The organism is Streptomyces sp. NPDC058289, assembly GCF_042880975.1.
GTDB lineage: Bacteria > Actinomycetota > Actinomycetes > Streptomycetales > Streptomycetaceae > Streptomyces > Streptomyces stoeckheimensis.
Map to the genome: position 1 here is coordinate 1 of NZ_JBHVYI010000040.1, position 23118 is coordinate 23118.

The 23118-nt window shown below is 72.5% G+C and carries 18 protein-coding genes; 4 read left to right on the plus strand and 14 right to left on the minus strand.

Going from position 1 to position 23118, the window contains the following annotated elements:
• Positions 1-331: 331 nt before the first annotated feature.
• The 3 genes from ACFVX6_RS21255 to ACFVX6_RS21265 all read right to left on the minus strand — a co-directional run bounded on the left by ACFVX6_RS21255 (position 332) and on the right by ACFVX6_RS21265 (position 4066).
• Positions 332-1084, minus strand: a complete 753-nt coding sequence (locus tag ACFVX6_RS21255; protein WP_389693623.1) for a GntR family transcriptional regulator — start codon at positions 1082-1084, stop codon at positions 332-334.
• A 126-nt stretch (positions 1085-1210) separates the two neighbouring features.
• Positions 1211-2386: a septum formation family protein gene (locus tag ACFVX6_RS21260; RefSeq protein ID WP_389693625.1), complete on the minus strand. Its 1176-nt coding sequence runs from the start codon at positions 2384-2386 to the stop codon at positions 1211-1213.
• Between the two features lie 105 nt (positions 2387-2491).
• A complete protein-coding gene (locus ACFVX6_RS21265; protein WP_389693627.1) occupies positions 2492-4066 on the minus strand; it encodes a S8 family peptidase in 1575 nt (524 codons plus the stop codon).
• A gap of 220 nt (positions 4067-4286) precedes the next feature.
• On the opposite strand from ACFVX6_RS21265, the gene ACFVX6_RS21270 reads away from it, so the two are divergent.
• Both ACFVX6_RS21270 and ACFVX6_RS21275 read left to right on the plus strand, forming a co-directional pair.
• Entirely contained in the window at positions 4287-5408 is a 1122-nt protein-coding gene (locus ACFVX6_RS21270) for a pyridoxal-phosphate dependent enzyme (protein ID WP_389693629.1), read from the plus strand.
• 78 nt (positions 5409-5486) lie between these two features.
• Positions 5487-6377 carry an EamA family transporter gene (locus ACFVX6_RS21275; RefSeq protein WP_389693631.1) on the plus strand — a complete coding sequence of 297 codons (891 nt, stop codon included), beginning with the start codon at positions 5487-5489 and terminating at the stop codon, positions 6375-6377.
• A 45-nt stretch (positions 6378-6422) separates the two neighbouring features.
• On the opposite strand, the gene ACFVX6_RS21280 is transcribed toward ACFVX6_RS21275, so the two are convergent.
• From ACFVX6_RS21280 to ACFVX6_RS21295, 4 genes are all read right to left on the minus strand, one after another.
• Positions 6423-7307 (minus strand): trypsin-like serine peptidase, encoded by an 885-nt coding sequence (locus tag ACFVX6_RS21280; RefSeq protein ID WP_389693633.1) that lies wholly within the window; start codon positions 7305-7307, stop codon positions 6423-6425.
• A complete protein-coding gene (locus tag ACFVX6_RS21285; protein ID WP_389693720.1) occupies positions 7223-8284 on the minus strand; it encodes an alpha/beta hydrolase in 1062 nt (353 codons plus the stop codon). Before ACFVX6_RS21285 ends, ACFVX6_RS21280 begins: the two co-directional genes overlap by 85 nt.
• 274 nt (positions 8285-8558) lie before the next feature.
• Positions 8559-9809: an alpha/beta hydrolase gene (locus ACFVX6_RS21290; RefSeq protein ID WP_389693635.1), complete on the minus strand. Its 1251-nt coding sequence runs from the start codon at positions 9807-9809 to the stop codon at positions 8559-8561.
• Between the two features lie 173 nt (positions 9810-9982).
• Positions 9983-10420 (minus strand): MarR family winged helix-turn-helix transcriptional regulator, encoded by a 438-nt coding sequence (locus ACFVX6_RS21295; RefSeq protein ID WP_389693637.1) that lies wholly within the window; start codon positions 10418-10420, stop codon positions 9983-9985.
• A 77-nt stretch (positions 10421-10497) separates the two neighbouring features.
• Here ACFVX6_RS21295 and ACFVX6_RS21300 point away from each other — a divergent pair, with 77 nt between their 5' ends.
• Positions 10498-11529 (plus strand): SMP-30/gluconolactonase/LRE family protein, encoded by a 1032-nt coding sequence (locus ACFVX6_RS21300; RefSeq protein ID WP_389693639.1) that lies wholly within the window; start codon positions 10498-10500, stop codon positions 11527-11529.
• A 56-nt stretch (positions 11530-11585) separates the two neighbouring features.
• On the opposite strand, the gene ACFVX6_RS21305 is transcribed toward ACFVX6_RS21300, so the two are convergent.
• Together ACFVX6_RS21305 and ACFVX6_RS21310 are read right to left on the minus strand one after the other, a co-directional pair.
• Entirely contained in the window at positions 11586-12227 is a 642-nt protein-coding gene (locus ACFVX6_RS21305) for a response regulator (protein WP_385370357.1), read from the minus strand.
• A 35-nt stretch (positions 12228-12262) separates the two neighbouring features.
• Complete coding sequence (locus ACFVX6_RS21310) at positions 12263-13600, minus strand: sensor histidine kinase (RefSeq protein WP_389693641.1); 1338 nt, start codon at positions 13598-13600, stop codon at positions 12263-12265.
• Between the two features lie 109 nt (positions 13601-13709).
• Between ACFVX6_RS21310 and ACFVX6_RS21315 the strand changes: the two genes are divergently transcribed.
• Positions 13710-15617: an FtsX-like permease family protein gene (locus ACFVX6_RS21315; protein WP_389693643.1), complete on the plus strand. Its 1908-nt coding sequence runs from the start codon at positions 13710-13712 to the stop codon at positions 15615-15617.
• 17 nt (positions 15618-15634) lie between these two features.
• Here the strand turns inward: ACFVX6_RS21315 and ACFVX6_RS21320 are convergent, their stop codons facing one another.
• The 5 genes from ACFVX6_RS21320 to ACFVX6_RS21340 form a co-directional block, all read right to left on the minus strand.
• A complete protein-coding gene (locus ACFVX6_RS21320) occupies positions 15635-16672 on the minus strand; it encodes a BTAD domain-containing putative transcriptional regulator (RefSeq protein WP_389693645.1) in 1038 nt (345 codons plus the stop codon).
• Positions 16673-17070: 398 nt separating this feature from the next.
• On the minus strand, positions 17071-18069 hold the full coding sequence (locus ACFVX6_RS21325; protein ID WP_389693647.1) for a methyltransferase: 999 nt from the start codon (positions 18067-18069) through the stop codon (positions 17071-17073).
• On the minus strand, positions 18066-19196 hold the full coding sequence (locus ACFVX6_RS21330) for a type III polyketide synthase (protein ID WP_389693722.1): 1131 nt from the start codon (positions 19194-19196) through the stop codon (positions 18066-18068). The genes ACFVX6_RS21325 and ACFVX6_RS21330 overlap by 4 nt, the downstream gene beginning before the upstream one ends.
• 353 nt (positions 19197-19549) lie before the next feature.
• Positions 19550-21013 carry a 3-carboxy-cis,cis-muconate cycloisomerase gene (gene pcaB, locus ACFVX6_RS21335; RefSeq protein WP_389693649.1) on the minus strand — a complete coding sequence of 488 codons (1464 nt, stop codon included), beginning with the start codon at positions 21011-21013 and terminating at the stop codon, positions 19550-19552.
• On the minus strand, positions 21010-23109 hold the full coding sequence (locus ACFVX6_RS21340) for an FAD/NAD(P)-binding protein (protein ID WP_389693651.1): 2100 nt from the start codon (positions 23107-23109) through the stop codon (positions 21010-21012). Before ACFVX6_RS21340 ends, pcaB begins: the two co-directional genes overlap by 4 nt.
• Positions 23110-23118: the final 9 nt, after the last annotated feature.

Sequence of the window (23118 nt, forward strand, 5' to 3'; positions counted from 1 at the left end):
GGGGTTACCCCCCGCGCCCCCCGGGGCCGCTGTCGGGTGGGGGGGGCTCCGCCGTTGCGTCCGGGCTCGCCGCGGTGGCGGGGGCCGGCCCCCGCCCCCCGCCCCCCCCCGCTCCTCAAACGCCGGAGGGGCTGGATCGGGCTGATGGCCCGCGCCGGGCGAAGGGCTGAGCTGCGCGACCGTACGGGCCGAGGCCGGCCAGAATCCAGCCCCTCCGGCGTTTGAGGAGCGGGGGTCCGGGGGCTGGTCCCCGGCAGCGGCGCCGCACGGGGCGCAGGTCAGCGCATCCCCGGGGCCGCCGCCCGCCCAGGGCCCGGCACGCCCCCCGGGTTTACCTCACCGGCAGGTGGTACGCCAGGCGGTAGCGGTCGGCCGGGACGATGACGTCCGCGGTTTCCACGGCGCGGCCGGACGCGAAGTAGGTGCGCCCGATCACCAGCACCACGTGCCCCGGCACCCCGCCGAGCAGCATGCTCTCCTCCGCCAGGCCCGGCCGCGCCCCGACCTCCTCCACCACGTTGTCGACGACCACGTCGATCGCCGCCATCCGGTCGACGACCCCCGCGCCCCCGAGCGGCCCCTCCTCCGGCAGCATCACCGGCGTCCGCCCGGTCACCCTCAGCGGCTCCCAGGAGGTCGACAGCATCATCGCCTCGCCCGCGTCGCGGTAGACGTACCGCGTCCGCATCACCCGCTCGCCCGGCTCGATGCCGAGCCGCTTCGCGATGTCGGCCGGGGCGGCGGCCTGTTCGCTGTTGGAGTCCCAGGTGCCGCGCGCGCCCACCTCCGCCTGCTCCTGCCGGAAGGGGGTCGAGACCCCGCCGGTGCGGTAGCCGGAGCGGGCGACGCGCCGCGGGACGGGTTGCTCTCGCACGTACGTGCCGGATCCGGACCGGCCCTCGACCAGGCCCTCCGCCATCAGGACCTTGCGCGCCTCCAGGGCCACCGTGTCGGAGACCCCGTACTCCTCACGGATCCGGGCCTGCGAAGGGAGCCGGGCGTGCGGAGGCAGGGACCCATCGACGATCTTCCGTCGCAGATCCCCGGCGACGCGCAGATAGGCCGGCTGCTCGCCGAAAGTCACAGGCCACTCCCATCAGGTTGACAGACAGCTACACCCTGGCAACCGAGGGTTGTCCATCGCAAGCAAGGGCCAGAGTTTCACCCGAAGTGATGAAGGCAGGTCACTCAAACCCACGCGTCACACGCGTTACGCGGACTCCCGGGAAGGGCTCCGCGCGGGACCGGGCGAGGTGCCCGGCGGGCCCGACCCGCCCCCCTCGTCGCCCTCGTCCCCCTCTGATCCCGCCAGCCAGTCGGGAACCGTCGTCGACAGCCCGTACGCCCCGCGCAGCGCCTTCTCCAGCTCGACCGGCAGCGCGGCGGTCGCCCGGTCCCACGCGTCCAGGAACGCGTCCTCGGTCTTCGCCCGCTCCGCCTGCTGCCACGCGAGCCGTGCGACCTCCAGCCGCTCCCGCTGCACCCCGGCCGGACCGGCCAGCTCCGGCCGCCCCTTCACCGTGTCCAGGAACCGCGACTCGGCGCCCAGCGCCTTGTCCATCTCCCACGCCCAGGCCTGGTAGCCGAGCAGATCGTCGGCCACCTCTTCGTCCGGCTGCTCGCCCATCGCCTCGTCCACCCCCTTCATGACCTTCAGGAAGGCCACCTGCTCGGGCGTCAGCATGCCCGCGTCGTTGCGCAGGCTGCCGCGGTGGTCCCGGTCCGGGGTGCCGATCACGCACACGATCCGCCGGTCCCCGTCGCTCCAGCTGCGGCGCGAGGGTGCGAAGTAGTACAGCTCCGCGTACGCGGGCAGGGCCCAGGTGTCCATCGCGTACGCGTCCTGCGCGCTCCAGCAGTCCTTCGCGGCGGTGCTCCTCATCTGCTCCACCCCGGGGAACCTCTGCTCGCTCATCGAGGTCGCGGAGGTGACCTCCGCGTCGTGGACCTCGGCGCAGTCGATCCGGAACACGAGGGGCGCCTCGGCGAGCAGGTCACCGCCGGCGACGTTGAAGCAGTGCCCGACGCGCAGTTCGGAGGCGTCGACGAGCGTGCCCTCCACGTCCTCGCGGAGCTGCGCCGCACGCCGGGAGCCGCTCCGTTCGTCGAGCCTGTCCAAGGCCCGTCCGAGCACGGGGACGGCCACGACGGCGGCGAGGCTCATCACCAGCGACACCACCAGCCCCCAGACGGCGAGCGCCTTGCCCCGTTCGCCCTTCTTCCCGATCTGTACGAGGGCCACGATCGCGAAGACGATGCCGAGCGGCGGGAAGCAGAGCAGCCCGACGAGCAGGGAGGCGAGCGCGAAGCCGTTGAGCGGGCGCGGCCCGTACGCGTACCCCTGCGGGGGCGGGGCGGGCCAGTGGTGCGGGGGCTGGGTGCTCACGGGGCTCCAGGAGGGGGGCGAACGAATGCGCGAATAGTACGCAGCGGGGGCGGCCGTCGAAACGGCCGCCCCCGCCGGGTTCATCGCGTCCCTACCGCGCCAGGGTCAGAACTGGAGCGCCCAGGAGTCGATCTTTCCGGTGTCGATGTTCGCGTTGTCGTTGACCCGGAGCTTCCACACGCCGTTGGCCACCTCGGAGGAGGCGTTCACCGTGACGGACTTGATGATGTTGTCCGCGCTGCCGCCGGAGCGGTTGTGCAGGTTGTACAGGGTGCCGTCGGGGGCGACCAGGTCGACCTTCAGGTCACCGATGTAGGTGTGCTTGATGTCGACCGAAACGCTCAGCGTGGCCGGGGCGTTGCCGGAGATCCCGCTGACGGTGATCGGCGAGTCGACGGTGGAGTTGTCGGCGATCGCGTAGTCGCCGGTGTTCTCGAAGCGGGTGCCCGGGTTCGGCGGGGTGGTGGAGGTGCCGATGTTGAGCAGCCGGTTCGGGGAGCCGGTGCCGGGGCTGGTCACGACGTTCGGCGTGGCCGCGTTCACCAGGGCCGTGGAGACCTGGGCCGGGGTGGCCGTCGGGTTGGCGGCCAGGTAGAGGGCGGCGGCGCCGACCACGTGCGGGGTCGCCATCGAGGTGCCGGAGATGGTGTTCGTGGCGGTGTCGCCGGTGCCCCACGAGGAGGTGATGTTCGAGCCCGGGGCGAAGAGGTCGAGGATCGCGCCGTAGTTGGAGTAGCTCGCCTTGGCGTCGGTGTTGGTCGTGGCGCCGACGGTGATCGCCTCGGCCACGCGGGCCGGGGACTTGGTGTTGGCGTTGGTGGACTCGTTGCCCGCCGCGACCCCGTACGTGATGCCGCTGGCTATGGAGTTGCGCACCGCGGTGTCCAGCGCGGAGTCCGCGCTGCCGCCGAGGGACATGTTCGCCACGGCCGGCTTGACGGCGTTCTGCGTCACCCAGTCGATGCCCGCGACGACCTGGGCGGTCGTACCGGAGCCGTTGTTGTCGAGCACGCGCACGCCGACGATCTTGGCCTTCTTGGCCACGCCGTACGAGGTGCCCGCGACGGTGCCGGCGACGTGCGTGCCGTGGCCGTGGCCGTCCTGGGCGGTGTTGTCGTTGTCGATGGCGTCGTAGCCGTCGGAGGCGCGGCCGCCGAGGTCCTGGTGGGTCTTCCGGACGCCCGTGTCGATGATGTACGCCGTGACGCCCTCGCCGGCCTTGTCCGGGTAGGTGTAGCTCTGGTTCAGCGGCAGGGCCGCCTGGTCGATCCGGTCCAGGCCCCAGGACGGCGGGTTCGGCTGGGTGGTGTCGACGGTGAACACCCGGTTCTGCACGACCGACTTGACGGCCGGGTCGGCGGCGAGCTTCTTGGCCTGCGCCTCGGAGACCTCGATGGAGTAGCCGTTGAGGGCCGCGCTGTAGGTCCGGTCGATCCTCGCGCCGTACCGCTTGGCCACGGCCTTGCCGCTGTCGGCGGTGGAGCGGGCGGCGGAGTCGTTCAGGGTCACGATGTAGCTGCCGGAGATGGTGCCCTCCGCGCCGGCGTTCTCGATGACGCCCTGCGGGGCGAGCGGGGCCGCCGAGGCGGGTAACGCGAGTGCGGCTCCGAGAGCGAGGGCCAGTGTGGCGGTCGCTCCGATGCCGGTGATCTTCCGGCGGGTGTGACGCGTCGCGGACATGTGAGGTGTCCTCCTCATAGGTGGTGCGCTGCGGGGGGTGCGCGGCCGTCGAGCCCGTCGCCAGGGCATGGCTTTTAGCCATGACCATGACAATCAATTCGGCCCAACGATGCGCCGCTGACGAAAGGTTGACCCACGGAGTCGCCCCACCACAAGAGGACAACGAACGCGTAACATCCGTGCCATACCTCGGCCATGAACGAGCAAAGGCTCACCGCACATGACGCACGCACTACCCGGCTACGTCTGCGCAGAAGACGGCACCCGCGCCGACGCGCGGACGGCTCCGTGGTGCTGCCCGGTCTGCGGCGGCCCGTGGGACCTCGACTTCGTCCCCGACCCGGCCGCCGTGCTGGATCCCGCGGCCGGGCCCCACTCGCTCTGGCGCTACGGCTCCGCACTGCCGCTCACCGGGGCCTTCGCCGTCACCCTGGCGGAGGGGAACACCCCGCTGGTGCCCCTGTCCGAGCGGGTGCACGCCAAGCTCGACTTCCTGATGCCCACGCTGTCGTTCAAGGACCGCGGCGCGGTGATGCTCGCGGAGGTCGCGCGCCGGCTCGGGCCGCAGCGGGTGGTGGCCGACAGCAGCGGCAACGCCGGTACGGCCTTCGCGGCCTACTGCGCACGGGCCGGGCTGAGCTGCGAGGTCTTCGTGCCGGAGGGCACCTCGGCGAAGAAGACGGAGCAGATGCGCGCGCACGGCGCGACGGTGACGGTGGTGCCGGGCGGACGCGAGGCGGCGGCGGTGGCGGCCCGCGAGGCGGCCGACCTGCCGGGGGTCTTCTACGCCAGTCACGTCTTCAACCCGTACTTCCTGCACGGCACCAAGACGTACGTCTACGAGATCTGGGAGGCGCTGGGCGGCCACCTGCCCGAGGTGATCGTCGTCCCGGTCGGCAACGGCACGCTGCTGCTCGGGGCCGCGCTGGCGGTGGAGGAGCTGGCCCGCCGCGGGGTCCGCCCGCCGACGCTGATCGCCGTCCAGTCGGCGGCCGTCGCCCCGCTGGCCTCCGCCTTCCACGCGGGCGCCGAGGACGCCGAAGCCGTCCCCCAACTCCCCACCCTGGCCGAGGGGATCGCGATCCCGGCTCCGCCGCGGGCCCGCCAGATCCTGGCGGCCGTCCGCGCGTCCGGCGGGACCTTCCTGACCGTCACCGACGAGCAGGTCCGCGCGGCCCAGCTCGACCTGGCCCGGCGCGGGCTCTTCGTGGAGCCCACGGCCGCCGCCTGCTGGGCCGCGGTCGGGCCCGCCGCACCCGACGACCCCCTCCAGGGGCGCACCGCGGTCGTCCCGCTCTGCGGCGCGGGCGCCAAGACGGGAATGGCGGCGCCGGCGGCCTGACCGCGGTCGGCCGACCGGAGCTTCCCGGTCCGGGGACCCCTCGATGGGTGCAGGGGCCAACGACATAGGCTCCGCCTCATGCGCACCCCAACGGCCCGTGTCTGGTTCGCCCTCGCCCTCGTCTACGTCGTCTGGGGTTCGACCTACCTCGGCATCCGCATCGTCGTGGAGACCATGCCCCCGTTCCTCTCCGCCGGGGCCCGCTTCATCACCGCCGGTCTCCTCCTGGCCGGCCTCGTCGCCTGGCGCGACGGCCCGGCCGCCCTCAAGGCCACCGGCGCCCAGGTGCGCTCCGCCGTCCTGGTCGGGCTGCTGCTGGTGCTCGGCGGCAACGGCCTCGTCGTCCTCGCCGAGACCTCGATCCCCTCCGGACTCGCCGCCCTCCTGGTGGCCGCCGTCCCGATGTGGCTGGTCGTCCTGCGCGCCGGCTCCGGAGACCGCCCCTCCCCCCGCACCGTGGCCGGGGTGCTGCTGGGCCTCGGCGGGCTCGCCGTCCTGACCAGCCCGGGGCTCGGCGGGGAGATCGCGCTCGGCGGGGTGCTCCTGGTGCTGGCCGGCTCGGTGTGCTGGTCGCTCGGCTCCTTCTCGGCGGCGAAGCTGACCCTGCCCGCGAACCCCTTCACCGGCAGCGCGTACCAGATGCTCGCGGGCGGGACCGGCGGGATCCTCGTCGGTCTGTGCCGCGGCGAACAGCACGGGCTCGACCTCACCTCGTACTCCACCGCGTCCTGGCTGGCCCTCGGCTACCTCGTGCTGTTCGGGTCCCTCGTCGGCTTCACCGCGTACGTGTGGCTGCTGCGCGCGGCTCCGCTCTCGCTGGTGGCCACGTACGCCTACGTGAATCCGGTCGTGGCCGTCGCCCTGGGCCGGCTCATCCTCGACGAGGCCCTGACCTGGCCGATCCTGCTCGGTGGCGCGATCGTCGTGGCGGCGGTGTGCGTGATCGTGAGCACCGAGCGCCGCGCCTGACGCCCCCGGCCCCCCGGCCCCCCGGCCCCTCAGCCCCTCAGCCCCTCAGCCCGCAGGCTTCGCCGCCCGCTCGTACAGGGCCTTCGCCCGGTCGTCGAACAGTGCGGCCGTGGAGTCCACGTCCGTGTCCCCGCCGCTCAGCACCCCGATGAGCTGCCCGGGCCGCCCCGGCCCGCCGCGATCGGCGATCCACGGGCTGCCGCTCGTCCCCGTCCAGAACCCCGAGCAGTTGATGTAGAGCATCGCGGGATCGTCCTCGTCGTGCCGGCTCTGCGTCGTACAGGCGACGGGCTTGTTCTCGGGGTTGTGCTCGGACTGCGGATAGCCGACGACGGTCACCTCCCGCTCGTAGCCGGAGGTCCAGACGGGCTTCGGGGCCTCGCCGTGTCCGACGACCTCTTGCAGGCTGCGTCCGTCCGCGTCCGGTTCGACGGTGAGGAAGGCGAAGTCGGCGGTGTCCTCGCCCCACTTCGTCCAGCGCTCGTCGACCTGGACGGAGCGCACCTTCCACACGCCGAGCGGCCGCTGCCCGGAGCCCTCCCCGGAGAAGGCGGGGGCGAAGGCGAGCTCGCCGATGGCCAGTCCGTCGTGCGCGGCCTCGCCCGGCCGCCCGTCCTCACCGGCGGGGGCCACGCAGTGCGCGGCGGTGGCGACGACGTTGCCCTGCGGGCTGTCGACGACGCTGGCCGTGCACCAGTGCTCGCCGTTGGCCATGAGGACGCCGACGGTGGGGAAGGGGAGCGCGCCGCCTTCCTCGTAGCCGCCGGAGTCGCTGACGAAGACCACGGCGAGCAGCGCGGCGGCCCCTGCGAGGGCGGCCGAGACGATCCCCTTGAGCCCGGTGCTCACCGCGGGGCGGCGCCGCTCGCGCCGCCGCTCGGGGCCGGCCGGGGCTTCGGGGTGGGTGCGGACATCACCTTGCTGATCCACTCCAGTGCGCCCTCCCTCATCCCGCGTACGTAGGACTTCCCGTTGTGCTCACCATCCTGGATCACCTGCAGCGTGGTGTGCACGGGACCCTTGCCGTAGTCCGTCATGAAGCGCTCGACCTTCTCCCGGCCGGATTCCGCGGTGCCGATCTGGAAGTTCACATAGACGTCCGGGCCGCCCGCCGCGATCAGCTTCGCGGCGAGCTTCTCGGGGTTGTTCTCGTCCATGGCCTGCGTGTTTCCCTTCCACAGCGGGGAATCGGGGACGATGTCGACCCCGCTCGCGATGGCCGCCTTGAAGCGGTCGGGGTACTTCAGGACGTGCTTGAAGGCGCCGAATCCGCCCGCCGAGGAGCCCATGAAGGCCCACCCGTCGCGGGAGGTGAAGGTCCGGAAATTGGCCTTCGTGAAATCCGGTACGTCTTCGACCATCCAGGTGCCCATCTTGGGCTCTCCGGGGATGTCCGAGGCGTCGAAGTGGTGCTTGGTGTCGGCGTTGTGCACCGGCATGACCAGGATGAAGGGCAGGCTCTTCCCGGACTTCGCCCCGTCGCTCACGGCCTGCTGGAGGCCGAGGCCGGGGCCCGTCCCCCAGTAGTTCGTGGGGTAGCCGCGGCCGCCGGGCAGGGAGATCAGGACCGGGAAGGCGCTGTCGGCGTACGCCGGATCGTCGTACTCCTTCGGCACCCACACCCAGACGTCGCCCGTGAACCCGGACTTCTTGCCCGTCAGGGTGGTCTTGGCGATCTGGGTGCCGTCCGGCAGCCGGGAGGTCCGGACGAACGCGGCCTTCGGCCCGGTGGGCAGGCGTACGCCGGGTGCGGAATCGGTGTCGGAGGCGGTGGAGGCCGCGGTCCGGGACTTCCCGAAGGAGACGGGATCGCCTATGCCCGAGAAGAGGCCGTAGTGGTACGCGGCCGCCCCGCCGCCCGCCAGGAGGGTGAGCCCGAGCCCGCTGCCGATCAGGATCAGGCGCAGCCGGCGCTTGGGGCGGCCGCCCCCGGGACCGGCGGCTCCCCCGGCCCCGGCAGCGCCGCCGCTCGTGGCGGCGTTCTCGGTCGTGGTCGCGCCGTCCCCGGTGGTGGCGGCCCTGTCACCCTGCAGGTCTTGGTGCACGGATCGTTCCCGTTCCTTCTCCGGCGCCCCCTGGGAGCGCGGGTTGGACCGTTTGGTCCCCCTTACATCCATAACAGAGGTATGAACGACCGGATGGGTTGCCTGGGACGGGTGGACGTGTCGAGGGCCACGCGGGTCAGCCGGTTTCGGGCTTCGGACCCTTCAGGACCTTGCTGACCCATTCCAGTGAGCCTTCCTTCATGCCGCGCACGTAGTGCCAGCCGTTGTGCTCGCCGTTCTGGATGTCCCGGATGGTCATCTTGACCGGGCCCTTGGCGTACTTCTGCTGGAACTGCGTCATGCGCTCCTTGCCGCTCTCCTTGGTCCCGATCTGGAAGTTGATGTAGACCTCGGGACCGCCCGCGTCGATCAGCTTCTGGGCGAGCTTCTCGGGGTTGTTCGCGTCCATCTCCGCCTGGTGGCCCTTCCAGAACGGGGAGTCGGGGACGATCTCGCCGCCGCTCGCGATCACGGCCTTGAACTTGTCCGGGTGCTGGAGGACCTGCTTCATGCCGACGAAGGCGCCGGAGGAGGAGCCCATGAAGGCCCAGCCGTCGCGGGACTTGTACGTACGGAAGTTGGCGCGGGTGAAGTCCGGGACGTCCTCGGCGATCCAGGTGCCCATCTTGGGCCGGCCGGGTATGTCGGAGCCGTCGTAGTAGTACTTCGGGTCCGGGTTGAGCACCGGCATGATCACGATGAACGGCAGGCTGGTGCCGGCCTGGACGCCCTCGCTGATGGCCTTCTGGAGGCCGAGGCTGCGGTCGGACCAGTAGTTGCTCGGGAAGCCGTTGCCGCCGGGGAGCGCGATGAGCACCGGGAAGCCGCTCTTCGCGTACTTCGCCTCGCCGTACTCCTTGGGCGTCCACACCCAGACGTCGCCCTCGAAGCCGGACTTGGCGCCCTTGAGGCGGGTCTTGGCGATGATCGTGCCGTCGTCGAGCTTGGTGGTCTGCTTGAACTCGGAGGCCGGACCGGTCGCCTGCTGTACGTCCGGGTCGCCGGTCGGCGCGGGCGGGCTCGCGGGGGTCTGGCCCGGGTTCCCCTGCGCCGTCCCCGTGTCGGCGGGGGGCGGGGTCTTGCCGAAGCTCACCGAGGAGCCGTTGCCGGAGAACCAGTCCAGCTTCCAGGCGGCGAAGCCACCGCCGCCGAGGACGAGCACGAACGCGACGGCCGCGCTGGTCCACAGCACGCGGCGGGAGCGGGTGCGGCGGGAGCGCCGCGGGGGCTCGGGTATGTGCGGAGGGACGTACGCCTCGTTGCCGTACGCCGGGTGGCCATCGGCTCGGTACGACTGGTCCTGCCGGTACGGCGGGGGCGACGGGTGCGACGGGTAGGGCTGGTACGGCTGGTCATCGGGCCGCGGGCGCTGCGGGTCCTGGTGCACGAACTTCGCTCCGAACGGTCATGACTGCCCCCTGCGGGACAGAAGGGACTGGGCTCCCCCTAGTCCTGATGTGTGAATCCCCCGGAAAGTTCCAAATCAGCGCAAAATCATGATCCGAATCTCCGGATCCCACATCCCGGATGCCGCACGCCTGATCCCGGATCCCGCGCACCTCACCTCAGCGCGTCGAGGACCCCCGCGCACCGCCCGAGCAGTCCGATCAGCAACTCCCGCTCCTCGCCGCTGAACTCGGCGGCCAGCGCCCGCTCCACCACCACCGCCCCCGCGTCGGCCAGCTCCATCACGGAGCGCCCCTCGTCGGTGAGCCGGGTCTCCAGGACGTTGCGGTGCAGTTCGTGCGGGGTCCGCTCGATGAGTCCGCGCTCCGCGAGGTTCTTCAGCACGGTGTTCATGGTCGGCGGCGTCACCCCGCACAGGCGCGCGAGCGAGGCGGCGGAGATCCCGGGCTTCTCGGAGAGCCAGAGCAGGGCGGCGTACTGCGGAACCGTTACTGCGGCCGGCTTCACCGCCGCGTTCTTGGCCCCGACGAGCGCCTGCTCGGCGCGCTTGAGGTAGGAGCCGATGCGCTGCTCGACGGGCATGGAAGTCATCCACGCATCATAAAGCCCTTGCATGCATTAGAGCTCTAACTTACATTCGTGCTCATCCAGAGAGAAGAGGACGTCCAATGACGAAGAAGCCGGCGCAGAAGTTTCCGCCCGTGGCCCTGCCCGCCGCCCTGCTCGCCCTGACCGCCGCCCTGACCCTCGGATCGGCGCCCGCCGCCACGGCCTCGGCCGGCGACGCCCCCGCCGGCCGGGGAGTCCGTACGGAGATCTCCACGGCCTTCACCCTGCCCGGCGAACAGGTCTTCCCGGAGGGCATAGCCGCCGACCCCCGCTCCGGCACGGTCTACGTCGGCTCCTACACGAACGGCACCGTCTACCGGGCCCGCTCCGGCGCAGGCGCGGCGGAGGTCTTCCTGCCCGCGGGCACCGACGGGCGCCACACCGCGAACGGACTGCGGGTCGACGGGCACGGCCGGCTCTGGGTGACCGACTCCACCTCGGGCGTCTCGGTCTACGACACCCGCTCGGGAGCCCGGGTGGCCCACTTCGAGATACCGGGGAGCGGGCCGCGCTTCCTCAACGACCTGGCCGTCACCCCGGACGGCACCGCGTACCTCACCGACAGCGTCCGCGCCGTGGTCTACCGGGTCACCCCGGAGCAACTCGCCGCCGGCTCCGGCCCGCTGCTGCCCGCGTACGACCTGAGCGGGCGGCTCACCCCCTCCCCGGCGGGCAGCTTCAGCCTCAACGGCATCACCGCGGACCCGGCCGGGCGGTTCCTGCTCACCGTCGACATGACGGCCGGCGATCTGTACCGCATCGACCCGGCCTCCGGGGCGGTGTCCCGCGTCGCCCTGACCGGCGGTGACCTGAAGACCGCCGACGGCCTCGACCTCGCCCCCGGCGGGGTGCTGCGCGCGGCCCAGAACACGCGGAACACCCTGAGCCGCTGGCAGGTGTCGGCCGACGGCACGCGGGCCCGCCTGGTCCGCACCGTCACGGACCCCGCGCTCCAGATCCCGACCACGCTGGTGCGGGTGCCGGGGCGGACGCTGGTGATCCGGTCCCAGTTCGACAGGGAGGGCGGGCCGATGCCCTCGGCCGGCGGTGCGCCGACCGCGTTCACGGTGGCCTCGGTCCGCGGCTTCTGACCCGCAGGCGGGTTGCGTCGGCGGGTTCTGTCGGCGCGTTCTGTCGGCGGGTTCCGTCAGCCGCGCAGGTAGGCCAGGACGGCGAGGACCCGGCGGTGGGATTCCTGCGCCGGGGGCAGGTCGAGCTTCATCAGGATGTTCCCGATGTGCTTGCCCACCGCCGCCTCCGAGACGGTGAGCCGGCGTGACACCTCGGCGTTGGAGTGCCCCTCGGCGACCAGGGCGAGGACCTCCCGCTCACGGGCCGTCAGCCGTTCCAGGGGGTCGCGCCGGCGGCTGATGAGCCGGCGCACCACCTCGGGATCGACCACGGTCCCGCCGGCCGCCACCCGCGCGACCGCGTCGAGGAACTCCTCCACCTGCCCGACGCGGTCCTTGAGCAGGTACCCGACGGCCGTCCCGTCGCCGGAGTCGAGCAGCTCGGCGGCGTACGAACGCTGCACGTACTGGGAGAGGACCAGGACGGGCAGGTCCGGCCGGGTCTCGCGCAGCCGCACGGCCGCCCGCAGCCCCTCGTCGGTGTGGTCCGGGGGCATCCGCACGTCGGTGACGACGATGTCCGGCCGGTGCTCGGCGACGGCCGCTTCGAGCGCGGCCGCGTCGCCGACGGCCGCCACCGTGCGGTGGCCGAAGCGGGCGAGCAGGCCGACGAGCCCCTCGCGGAGCAGCACGGAGTCCTCGGCGAGGACCACGCGCAGGGGCTGCCGGACGGCTCCCGCGGGGGCTGACGGGTTCACCGGGTCTTCGGTGTACTCGTGGGCTTCGGTGGCTTCGGTGGCTTCGGCGCCTTCGGGGTCTTCGGTGCCTTCGGAACGCAAGGGATCTCCACACGCAGCAGGGTCGGGCCTCCGGGAGGACTGGTCAGGGTCAGTCTGCCGTCCACGACGGACACCCGGTCTGCGAGCCCCGTGAGTCCGCTCCCCCGCCCCGCGTCCGCTCCCCCACGGCCGTCGTCGGCCACCTCCACCGTGAGCCGCGTCCCGTCGTGCCGGCCGGTGACGGTGATGCGGGCCGCCCCGCTGTGTTTGGCCGCATTGGCCAGGGCCTCGCTGACGAAGAAGTACCCGGCGGACTCGGCCTGTTCGGGCAGCCGGCCGGGGAGGTCGAAGTCGGTTTCGACCGGGATCGGCGAGCGGTCGGCGATGTCGGCGACGGCGTCGGGCAGGCCCCGGTCGCTGAGCACCTGCGGGTGGATGCCGTGCACGAGCTCGCGCAGCGAGGTCAGCGCGATCCCGGCCTCGGCGTGCGCGGCGGCGAGTTGCGCGGCGAGCGGGCTGCCGGGCGGGGCGTCGAGCCGGGCCAGGCCCAGGGTCATGGACAGTGCGACGAGCCGCTGCTGCGCTCCGTCGTGCAAGTCCCGTTCGATGCGCCGCCGTTCGGCGTCGAAGGCGGCCGCCAGCCGAGCCCGTGAGCTGGTCAGCTCGGTGACTTTGACGGCCAGGTCGCCGGGGCCGGGGCCCAGCATCAGCCGGGCCAGGGCCGCGCGGGCCGCCGCCGCCGCGCCGATCCCGTAGAGGAAGAGCGGGAGGAGGAGCAGGCCGACGACCGCGCACAGCAGGGCCTCGGGGTAGCCGGTGATGCCGTGGATCTTGAGGGGGTTGGCCTGTTGCCCGTCGAGGGCGAGCAGGACCGGCGTCGCCAGGAGGTCGGCGGGCAGGAGGAGCGCGGCGCCGACGGCGAGCAGTTCCAGCGGCCACAACAGGGTGGCGGCGAGCACCGCGTAGCCCAGTTCCCGCCAGGTCGCCTGCTCGCGGAAGCGGGTGCGGGCCCACGCCGCGAGCCCCGTACGGTCCGGATCGCGGTGCGGGTCGGGCAGGGGCGCGGAGCCGGGGTCCACCAGCCGCAGCCGGCGGCGCTCGACGGCCGCGAACGGTACGCCGGCCAGCGCGAGCGCGGCGAGCAGCGGGAGCCCCACGAGGATTACGGCGAGCGCCGCCCCGGACACGGCGAGCAGGGTCAGCACGGTGAACGCGAGCGCGCCGGTGATGCCGCCGGTGAGCAGGTAGGCGGCGGCGCGCCACGGCCGGGCGGTGCGCAGGTACCGGCCCGGGACGGGGAGGGAGAGCGGCATGCGTCCACCGTAGGCGGCGGGCGCGGGCGGCGCGGTAGGGCTGGCCATACCCCCGGGACTCGCCCCTGCCCCGCTGACCGGGGGCCGGGCGGCAGGTTGGCTGGGAACCATGCTGAAGATCGCGTTGAGGTCGCTGCGGCGGCGCTGGATGACACAGGTGGGAACGTTCGTGGCGGTGGCCCTGGGGGTCGCGCTGATGACCGTCATGGGGCTGGGGCTCGCCGCTTCGGCGGCGCTGCCGGCGGGGGCTGATGTGGTGGGCCTCAACTCGATGCTGGGCACCGCGGGCGGGGTGAGCTCGTTCGTCGCGGCCTTCGTGGTGGCGTCGACCTTCTCGTACGCCGTGGCCGCGCGGCGGCGCGAGCTGGGGCTGCTGCGGCTGGCCGGGTCGACGCCGGGCCAGCTGCGGCGCCTCGTGATGACGGAGGCGGCGGCCGTCGGGCTGGCCGGGTCGGCGGCCGGGATCGTCCTGGGCCTGGCGGGCGCACCGCTGATGGCCCGCTGGACGGTGACGCAGGGGCTGGCGCCCGCCGGGTACGCGATCGGCGACCAGACCTGGCCGCTGCAGACGGCGTTCTGGACCGGGCTGCTGGTCGCGCTGTCGGGTGCGTACGCCGCTTCCCGGCGGGCGGGCCGGGTCGGTCCGCTGGAGGCGCTGCGCGAGGCCGTGACCGACGAGCGGCCCATGACTCCGGGGCGCTGGGTGGCCGGGGGCGGGCTGCTGCTGTCCGCGGTCGCCTTCGTGGGGTGGCGGCTCGGGTCGGACCCGGGCGAGCTGCTCAAGCGCAAGACGTACACCGTGCAGCCGATGCTGCTGATCTCCGCGTGCGGGATGCTGGCTCCGGTGCTCGTACGGCCCGTCGTACGGCTGTTGATGTGGCTCCCGGTCCGGCTGACCTCCTACGCGGGCCGGTTGGTGCGGGCGAACGCCGCCGCCGGGATCCGCCGGACGGCCGCGGTGGCGGCGCCGGTGCTGGTGATGGTCGCGCTGACCGGATCGCTGCTGGGCGCGGCCTCGACCCTGACCGGGGCGAAGACGGTGGAGGCCCGTGCCCGGACCGGCGCGGACTACGTACTGACGGGCGGGCGGCTGCCGTACTCCGCGGGGATCGCCGGCGTCCCGGCGGCGAGCGTCCTCGCGGTGGCCGACACCAGGCTGACGGTGCTGGAGGAGGGGTTCGTGAAGGTGCCGACGGAGGCCTCGGCGGTCGACCCGGCGGCGCTGGCGGAGGTCTCCCGGCTGCCGGTGGTCGCGGGCTCGGTCGCGGACCTGGACGACGGCGGCATCATCGTCACGGAGGAGTGGTGGCAGCACCGGGTGGGTGACTCGGTACCGCTGTGGCGGGCGGACGGCACCGCCGCCCGGCTGCGGATCGTGGCCGTGATGCGGACGGGCACCGGCAACAACGGGGCCTACGTCACCCCGCGCAACGCGCCCGGCGCCGAGGTCTCGCGCATCGAGGTCAGGGCACCTGCGTCCGCGGCGGCCGCGGTCCGCGCGGCGGCGGCCCGTTACGGGGCCACGGCCCAGACCAAAGAGGAGTGGCTGACGGCGACGCACCCGCGCACGAACCGTTTCACGGTGCTCGGCTACGTCCTGGTCCTGGGCATCGCCCTGGCCTACACGGCGATCGCGCTGGCCAACACCCTGCTGATGGCCACTTCCGACCGGGCCGGCGACCTGCGCCTGCTCCGGCTGGCCGGGGCCACCCGGGGCCAGGTCCTCGCGGTGACGACGGCCGAATCCTTGCTTGCGGCCGCGGTCGGCGCCGTCCTCGGGACGGCGGTCACCGCGGTCAACCTGGCGGGCATGCGCGCGGCCCTCGCGGTCCTCGGCGTCGACTCGCCGGTGGTGGTCCCCTGGCTCGCGATGGGCGCCGTCGCCGGTGTCTGCGCCGCGCTCTCGGCCCTGTGCACCCTGCTGCCGGCGGCCCGCGCCCTGCGCCGCCGGACAGGGCGACGCAGGGCGCGGTCGGGTGAAGTACCCGGTTTCGGTGCCGAGTTGGCCTCGATCTGAGGCCGGACTGCCTCCGCTCAGTCCAGGGTCGGGGCCTGGCGCAGGATCTCGACCTCGAGGCGCTGGAGCGCGGGGCTCGACGAGATGCCCAGGTCCTCGGCCATGCGCCGCTGGTGCATCCGCAGCACCGAGAGCGCGTCGGCCTGACGTCCGGCCCGGTACAGGGCCAGGCTGAAGAGTTCACAGCCGTATTCGCGCAGCGGATGGGACTGGGTGAAGCCCGCCAGTTCCGAGACGGCCACTTCGTGGGCGCCCACGGCGATCAGTGCCGCGCAGCGGCCTTCGACCACCGAGAGGCGCAGTTCTTCCAGGCGCACCACCTCGGGCGACACGTGGGTGGCATCGGAGACTTCCGCGTACGCCTCCCCGCGCCACAGGGCGAGGCCGGCCTCGAACTCGTCGAGGGCCCGCTGCGGGTCACACCGGTCCAGTGCCTGCCAGCCGGCGGTCGCGCATTTGCCGAACCGGTGGGCGTCCACGTCGACGACACTGCTGTCGAGTAAGTAGCCGCGGCCCCGGGTGCGCAGTACCTTCGCGGGCTTGCGCGGCGCGCGGTCCGGCTCCAGCACCCGGCGCAGGTTGGCGATGTAGGCGTGCAGCGAGGAGATCGCCGACTGCGGCGGCTGACCGTCCCAGAGCGCTTCCACGAGCACGTCCACCGATACGGGCTGGCCCACCTGGCTGACCAGCAGGGTGAGCGCCGCCCGCTGCTTCGTGGCCCCGAGGTCCACGTAGCGTCCGCCGATGGTCGCCTCGATCGGACCCAGTACCCGGAACTCGACCTTGGTCGGCGGTACGTCCCGGGCCTCCTCCGGGTCCTCCTGTGCCCACCGGACGCCGCCGTGCGGCCGCGGAGCGGGGGGCTGGGGCGCGACGGCGTGCGCACCAGCCCGCTCGCGGGCCATCTCGAACACGGCGGCGGGGGGCGGGGACTGGAGGTCGAGCTCCAGCGCCATCGTGAAGTACATCTTCAGCGTCTCGTTCGCCTGGCGGAGTTCCCGCACTTCCCGCTCCAGCTCGGCGACGCTCCGGGTGCTCCTGGTACTACCTCCCAATCGCTGTCCTACGACAATGTCCGTACCACGTCTACCGCCGCCCCTGAGGTCTGCGGTCAACACGCCGAAATCAATTTCTTCGTTCACTGCCTCTGTACTCATCAAGCTCCCCCGAAAGATGCGTACGTCCCGGCCTCAGGCCGGATGACGAGAGTCGTCACCTCTGCACCAGGAAGGATCCAGCATGGCGATCAAGAATGACAACCCCCGTTGAAAATCTGGTGAGTTGAACTTTAGCCAGCCGGAAGGCATATGCCGGACAGGTAGATCCGCGCAACGTTCGGAATCCCGCACTCCCCGCGCGACGACGTTCTGCTCGTCACTGATCATGCTCGGAGCGCCGGGGTGGGGTTCATTCCGCTTCCCCTCCGACCGGCGCTCCGCATTAGGGCCCTCGACTACCGCGCGAAGATCAACGTGGTCGGCGAAGGCGTGCTCTGGAAGGTGATTTCGCCGAAGCCGGCCTTAGTGAGCCAGGCGTGGTAATCCGCCCTGCTCCAGGTGCCCCCGTGCCTGCTCTTGAGCAGCATTTCCGAGGCGAAGGTCAACGCGAAGGGGGGGCCGCTGCGGTCGTCCTCGACGATGTAGTCGGAGACGACCAGCGTACCGCCGGGCTTCAGGGCACCGCGCGCCTTGGCGAAGATCGCGATGTTGTCCTCCGGCCCCTCCTGGTGGGCGATGTTGGAGTACATCACGATGTCGTGCGCGGAGTCGCCGAACCCGGTGGTGTGGAAGTCCCCGTCGACGTAGCTGACGCGATCGGCCACGCCCCGCTCGGTGAGCAGCCGGCGGGCGATCGAGTTGATCGGCTCCCAGTCGAGCTGGGTCGCGCGCGCGTCGGGGTTCAATTCCAGCCAGATGCCGGAACAGATGCCCGAGCCGCCGCCGATGTCGAGGATCGAGATCTCCCCGGCCTCCGACAGCCGCAGCGTCTCGGCGGCGATCTTCGCTACGGGAACCGACTGCGCGGCGATGGCCTGGACGAGCTGCTCCCAGTGCGGGTTGTCGGCCACCTCCACCACGGCGTCCGTCAGCGGGCCGCCTGCGCGGACGACCTCGGGAAGCACCGAAAGGCTGCCCATGTGGCCCATCTTGAGCTTGGCGAACCCGCTCAGCGATTCGGCGCGGCCCTCCACCAGGAAAGCGGACGCCTCGGCGGTGTTGCGGTAGTCGCCGCCGTCCAGCTCGACCAGGCCGATGCTGATCAGGCCGTCGAGGAGGGCTTGCGCGCCCCGCTCGGAGATCCCGGCGCGGTCGGCCAGGTGGGCGGCGGAGGTCGCGCCGTCCTCCAGGTGGGTGAACAGGGAGTGGCTCGCCGCGGTGCCCAGGATGCCGGTCGCCCAGTACCCGGTGATGAGCCGCATGATCCGATCCGACGTCGGCTGGCCGTTGGTCATGCCGTCCCCACCATGCTTCCCGAGAGCTGACGCGGCACCGACGCGACGGCCGGCTTCGCTTCCACGTGCTGCGGGGCCGCCGGAACCCAGCTCCCCAGAACCATTTCGGCCGTGATTCCGGGACCGAATCCGGCAATCACACCGGTGGATCCCGCCGACAGCCGCTCGGCTTCTTCGAACTGCCGGCGAAGGGCGTCGAACACGACCGCACTGGCGATGTTCCCGTATTCCGTCAGCGTGGACCAGCTGTGCCGGAACACCGTCCGGTCCACGTTCAGGAACTTGGCGAGGTCGTCCAGAATGCGGGGGCCGCCGGCGTGAATGATGTAGAAGTCCAGATCGCCGATGTCCCAGCCGTGGAGCGCGGCCAGGTCGCCCAGCACCGGAGCGATCGGTTCCATCGTTCCGGGCACGCGGCGATCGAGCTGGAAGTGGAATCCGGTGTCGCGGACGGAGTACGAGATCCAGTCCTCGGTGTTCGGAATGAGGTAGGAGGCGTTGCGCTCCAGCAGAACGCCGGCGCCACCGCTGCCCCGCACCACCGCGGCCGCGACCGCGTCACCGAACAGCCCGTCCGACAGCAGCGAACCGACGTCGTCGGCATCGGGCTGGTAGCACAGCGAGCACAGCTCACAGGAGACGATCAGGACGTTGCTCTCGGGATGTGCCACGCAGAAGTCGTGGGCGCGGTTGATCGCCGCACCACCCGCGGCGCAGCCGAGCTGCGCGATGGGGAGCTGCCGCGTGTCGTAGCGGAATCCCATCTCGTTGATCAGCCACGCGGTGAGCGAGGGCATCATGAACCCGGTGCACGAGACGTAGATGATCGCGTCGATGTCCGTCGCCACCAGGCCCGCGTTCTCCAGGGCCTTTTCTATGACTTCCGGGCACCGCTTCTTCGATTCGATCTCGTAGATGCGATTGCGTTCCTGGAAACCGGGGTGGCGCAGCGTCTTTTCGATCGGCTGGACCAGGTGACGCTTGCGCACCCCCGTGTTCTCTATCAGTCGAAGGGCCAGCGGAAGCTGCGGCTTGCCCGCGTGCGCTTCCCTGGCGAATGCCAGAGTGTCTTCCATCGTGATGATGTGTTCCGGCACGCTCACCGAAGGCTTACATAGAATTGGCATACCTGGCATCTATCTCTCTGATGTAGAGAATTTTCTGCTGCCCTCACAGCGTGTACGTTCCCCAACATCGCGTATGGCGCTTGCTACTGGCTTGGCGGTGACTTGCCTTCCCCGGGACCTTTCGACCGGACCATTCGACCGGACCTTTCACCGAGGTGTTTCGCCTGGATCTTTAGCCGTGCGGATTGGGGCGCAGGGGCCCGCGACGGGCCCCGCGGAGGCGCACTGGCCGAAACTCGTCGCCCGGCGGCCCGCGGGAACGACGGAGCCCCGGCCGAGGACGCGACCCCGAAGGTCGTCCGCCCCCGGCCGGGGCTTCTTCGCGTCGCCGGGAGGACCCGGCGCGGCCCTGCCTACTGCGCCTGCGCGTGCGGGACCCCGCCGGCGCGGGCCAGTTCCTGGTCCACCAGGGCCGGTGCGGCGCCGGTGTACCCCGCCGGATCCAGCAGGCGGACGATCTGGGCGTCCGTGAGGTGCCGCTTCACCTTGGGAAGTGCGCCCAGGATGTCGGCCAGCGAGCCGCCGGTGCGGTCCGCCTCGGCCGAGGCCCGGGTCAGCAGTTCCTTCGCCTCGGCCTTGCCTATCCGGGGCGCCAGGACCGCCGACACCCGCTCCGAGACCACTTGGCTTCCCGTCAGCATCAGGTTCTCCCGCATCCGTTCGGGCCGTACGACCAGCCCCTCGACCAGTTCCACGGCGGTGTGCGCGGCGCCGCCGGCCAACCGCAGGCACTCGCGCAGCAGCTGCCACTCGGCGTGCCACACCCCGGCCGAGCGCTCGTCCTCGCAGACCAGACACTGCGTCACTCCGGCTGCCAGCACGGGCACTTGGAGTGCGGCGCTGCGGATCAGGGTGGCCAGGACCGGGTTGCGCTTGTGCGGCATCGCCGAGGACGCGCCGCGCCCTTCCACCGCGGGTTCGGAGACCTCTCCGACCTCGGTCCGGGTCAGCGACTGCACGTCCACGGCGATCTTGCCCAGGGCGCCCGTGACGAACGCGAGGGCGGCGGCGAGGTCGGCCATCGGGGTGCGCAGCGCGTGCCACGGCAGCGGCGGGCGGGCCAGGCCGGTCTCGGCGGCGTAGGCGTCCAGGAGCCGGTCTGCGTAGTCGCCGTAGCCGTCGTAGCTGCCGCCCTCCCCGGGCGCGGCGAACTCCAGGTATCCGGCGAGGGTGCCGGCGGCTCCGCCCAGCGATACGGGCAGGCCTCCGCCGAGTACGGCGGCCACCCGGTCCCGGGCGTCCAGCAGCAGCCTGCGCCAGCCGGCCGCCTTCAGGCCGAAGGTGGTGGGTACGGCGTGCAGGGCGAGGGTGCGGCCCGCCATGACGGTGTCACGGTGCCGGGCGGCGAGGTCCGCCAGGGCTTCGGCGGCCCGTTCCAGGTCCGCGCGGATCAGCCGCAGCGTGCGGTCGGCGACCAGCATGGCGCCGGTGTCGAAGACGTCCTGGCTGGTGGAGCCGTGGTGGACGAACTCGGCGGCTTCCGGCGACTCGGCGGCGACCAGCCGGGTGAGTTCCCGGACCAGTCCGACCACCGGGTTCGCGGTCTCGCGCGCGACCAGCGCGAGTGCGCGCACGTCCAGCCGTTCGGCCCGCGCCGCGCGGCTGATGACGGCGGCCGCCTCCGCGGGCACGCTGCCGACCTTCGCCTGGGCGCGGGCGAGGGCCGCCTCCGCGTCGAGCATGGCCTGCAGCCAGGCCAGGTCGGAGGTGACGGCCTCGGCGGGCGTGCCGGCCCGGACCGGGGACAGCAGTCCGGAGTCGGGGCCGCACCCGGCCGGCTCCGCGTCCGGCACGCTCGCTCGGTCGTCGGCTGTCATGCGTTCACCTCGACGGGATCGGTGGGCGCGTGCCGGTACCGTCCGGGCGGACGGGCCGTCCGAGGGGCGCCGGACAGGGCGAGCACGGCGCAGGCGATGGCGTCCGCGTCGCCGAGCGTCATGGAGTTGACCCCGGGGCGACTTCCGGCGGCGGTCACCCAGTGCACCGCCTCGGTGGGCACGCCGTAGGCGAAGCGGCGCGGGTGGGCCCGGCCCCCGGCGTCGACGAGCCGGTAGGGGCGCTCGGTCACGGCCAGGCCCTTGGTCTCGTACGCGGTGCCGCAGGCGCCCTCGATGCGGTGGCGGGCGGCCTGCCCGCTCTCCAGCAGGTCCCGCAGCAGCGGCTCCGCGGTGCGCGGCAGGTCCGGCTCCGGCAGCCGGGCCTCGATGAGGGCCGTGGCCGCCACCGGGGGCCCGGGTACGACGTCGGAGGTGACCGTGAACACCGCCGGAGCCGCGCCGGCACCGACGCCCGCGGCCGGGTCCGCGGCCCGGTCCGATTCCGCGTCCGCGGACGTGTCCGTGGACGTGTCCGTGTCCGCGGCCGTGACCGTGACCGTGACCGTGACCGCGGACGGTGCGTGCACCTGCACGCCGGGGCCCATGACCTCCACGACTCCGGCCTCGATCAGCGCGATCAGTTCCTCGATGCGCGAGGCGGGCGGCCCGATGGACAGGAACGCATTGAGCGGGGTGTACCAGCTCTGGAGGTCGTCCCGGTAGGAGGCGCCCTCAAGCTTTCCGTGGTCGACCGCCAGGCGTATCTCGTTGCGCAGATCGCGCAGGACGTCCAGGGCCGCCTTCAGCGGGCCGCGGACATTGCCGGCCCGGGCCTGGCGCACGTCCTCGGCCAAGTGGCCGAGGAGCCAGGCGCGGTGGTCGGCGCGGTCGCGCAGGACGCGGTCGCGGTAGGGCCGGGCCAGCGTCTCCCAGTCCCAGCGGTCCTCCGGCGCGATGCCGGCGGAGTCCAGGAGCCGGGCCTCGGACTCGGAGTCCGGCGCGGCGAGGTAGTGCTCGACGAAGGATGCGCGCTGCCGCTCCCGCCCCCGGGCGGCCAGCAGGGCGCCGTAGTAGACGCCTTCGACCTCCTTGGCGATCAGCGGCCACAGGTCGGTGAGGAAGTGCAGCCGCTCGCCGTCCACCGCGCGCCGGTGCATCCGGTCGATGGCCTGCGGGGTGAGCAGCCGCGGCTCGTGGCGCTCGTACGGACCCTTCTGGTTCTCGCCGCGCGCGTGGTACGGCACACCGCGCCGGGAGCCGGCGACGATCTTCGGCTCGCGGCCCGAGGGCCGGTAGCGCAGCGCCTCCCCCTCGCGTGCGAAGGTGCCGCCGCGGCCCTCGGTGAGCAGCGCGAGCACGTCGAAGCAGTTGAGGCCCAGGCCGCGGACGAAGACCGTCTCGCCCGGCGCCACCACGGACAGGTCCACGTCCGCGGGGTTCGAGGGGGCGATGTACGTCAGCCCGTGTGCGGCGGCGGCCCGCGCGAGCGCGCTCTCGCCCCGGGTGGGCCGGGCCGGCACGTGGCCCAGGGAGAGGACCACCGCGTCCAGGCCGGTGAGCCGCGTGCCGTCCGCCAGCTCCAGGGTCTGCGGACCGCCGTACCCGGCCCCGTCGGTCAGGGCCACGGCCCGGGTGCGGTGCTCGACGATGGCGACGTGCTCGGGCGCGGCCGCGGTCACCGCGCGGAAGGCGTCCTCGAGGTAGGCGCCGTAGAACGCGCGGGTGGGGTAGTCGTCCGGGCCCAGCCGACGTGCCTCGGCCAGCGCCTCGGCGGGGAACCGGCCCTGCACCCCGGGGTCTTCGGCGTTGCGGGCGAGCTCGGCCGCCCACTCGTACAGACTGGGCCCCTCCTCGACGGGCCCGTCCATCAGCACGCTGTGGTCGGTGTAGACGGTGACCTGCGAGGCCACGGTGTTCATCAGCAGCTGGCGCGGCTGCTCGGTGCGCCACACCCGTCCGGGGCCCGGTGCGTGCGGCTCGACGACGTGCACAGTCACCGCTCGGTGGGACGGGGATTTGCGCTCGTTGGCACAGAGCCGCTCCAGGACCGCGAAACCGCGCGGCCCCGCACCGACAAGGGAGACCGTAAGCACCAACACTCCTCA

Excerpts from the sequence above, each read along its gene's own strand:
- ACFVX6_RS21265 (WP_389693627.1), bottom strand. The coding sequence starts at position 4,066 with ATGTCCGCGACGCGTCACACCCGCCGGAAGATCACCGGCATCGGAGCG.
- ACFVX6_RS21270 (WP_389693629.1), top strand. The coding sequence starts at position 4,287 with ATGACGCACGCACTACCCGGCTACGTCTGCGCAGAAGACGGCACCCGC.
- ACFVX6_RS21275 (WP_389693631.1), top strand. The coding sequence starts at position 5,487 with ATGCGCACCCCAACGGCCCGTGTCTGGTTCGCCCTCGCCCTCGTCTAC.
- ACFVX6_RS21295 (WP_389693637.1), bottom strand. The coding sequence starts at position 10,420 with ATGACTTCCATGCCCGTCGAGCAGCGCATCGGCTCCTACCTCAAGCGC.
- ACFVX6_RS21300 (WP_389693639.1), top strand. The coding sequence starts at position 10,498 with ATGACGAAGAAGCCGGCGCAGAAGTTTCCGCCCGTGGCCCTGCCCGCC.
- ACFVX6_RS21310 (WP_389693641.1), bottom strand. The coding sequence starts at position 13,600 with ATGCCGCTCTCCCTCCCCGTCCCGGGCCGGTACCTGCGCACCGCCCGG.
- ACFVX6_RS21315 (WP_389693643.1), top strand. The coding sequence starts at position 13,710 with ATGCTGAAGATCGCGTTGAGGTCGCTGCGGCGGCGCTGGATGACACAG.
- ACFVX6_RS21325 (WP_389693647.1), bottom strand. The coding sequence starts at position 18,069 with ATGACCAACGGCCAGCCGACGTCGGATCGGATCATGCGGCTCATCACC.
- ACFVX6_RS21330 (WP_389693722.1), bottom strand. The coding sequence starts at position 19,196 with ATGCCAATTCTATGTAAGCCTTCGGTGAGCGTGCCGGAACACATCATC.
- pcaB (WP_389693649.1), bottom strand. The coding sequence starts at position 21,013 with ATGACAGCCGACGACCGAGCGAGCGTGCCGGACGCGGAGCCGGCCGGG.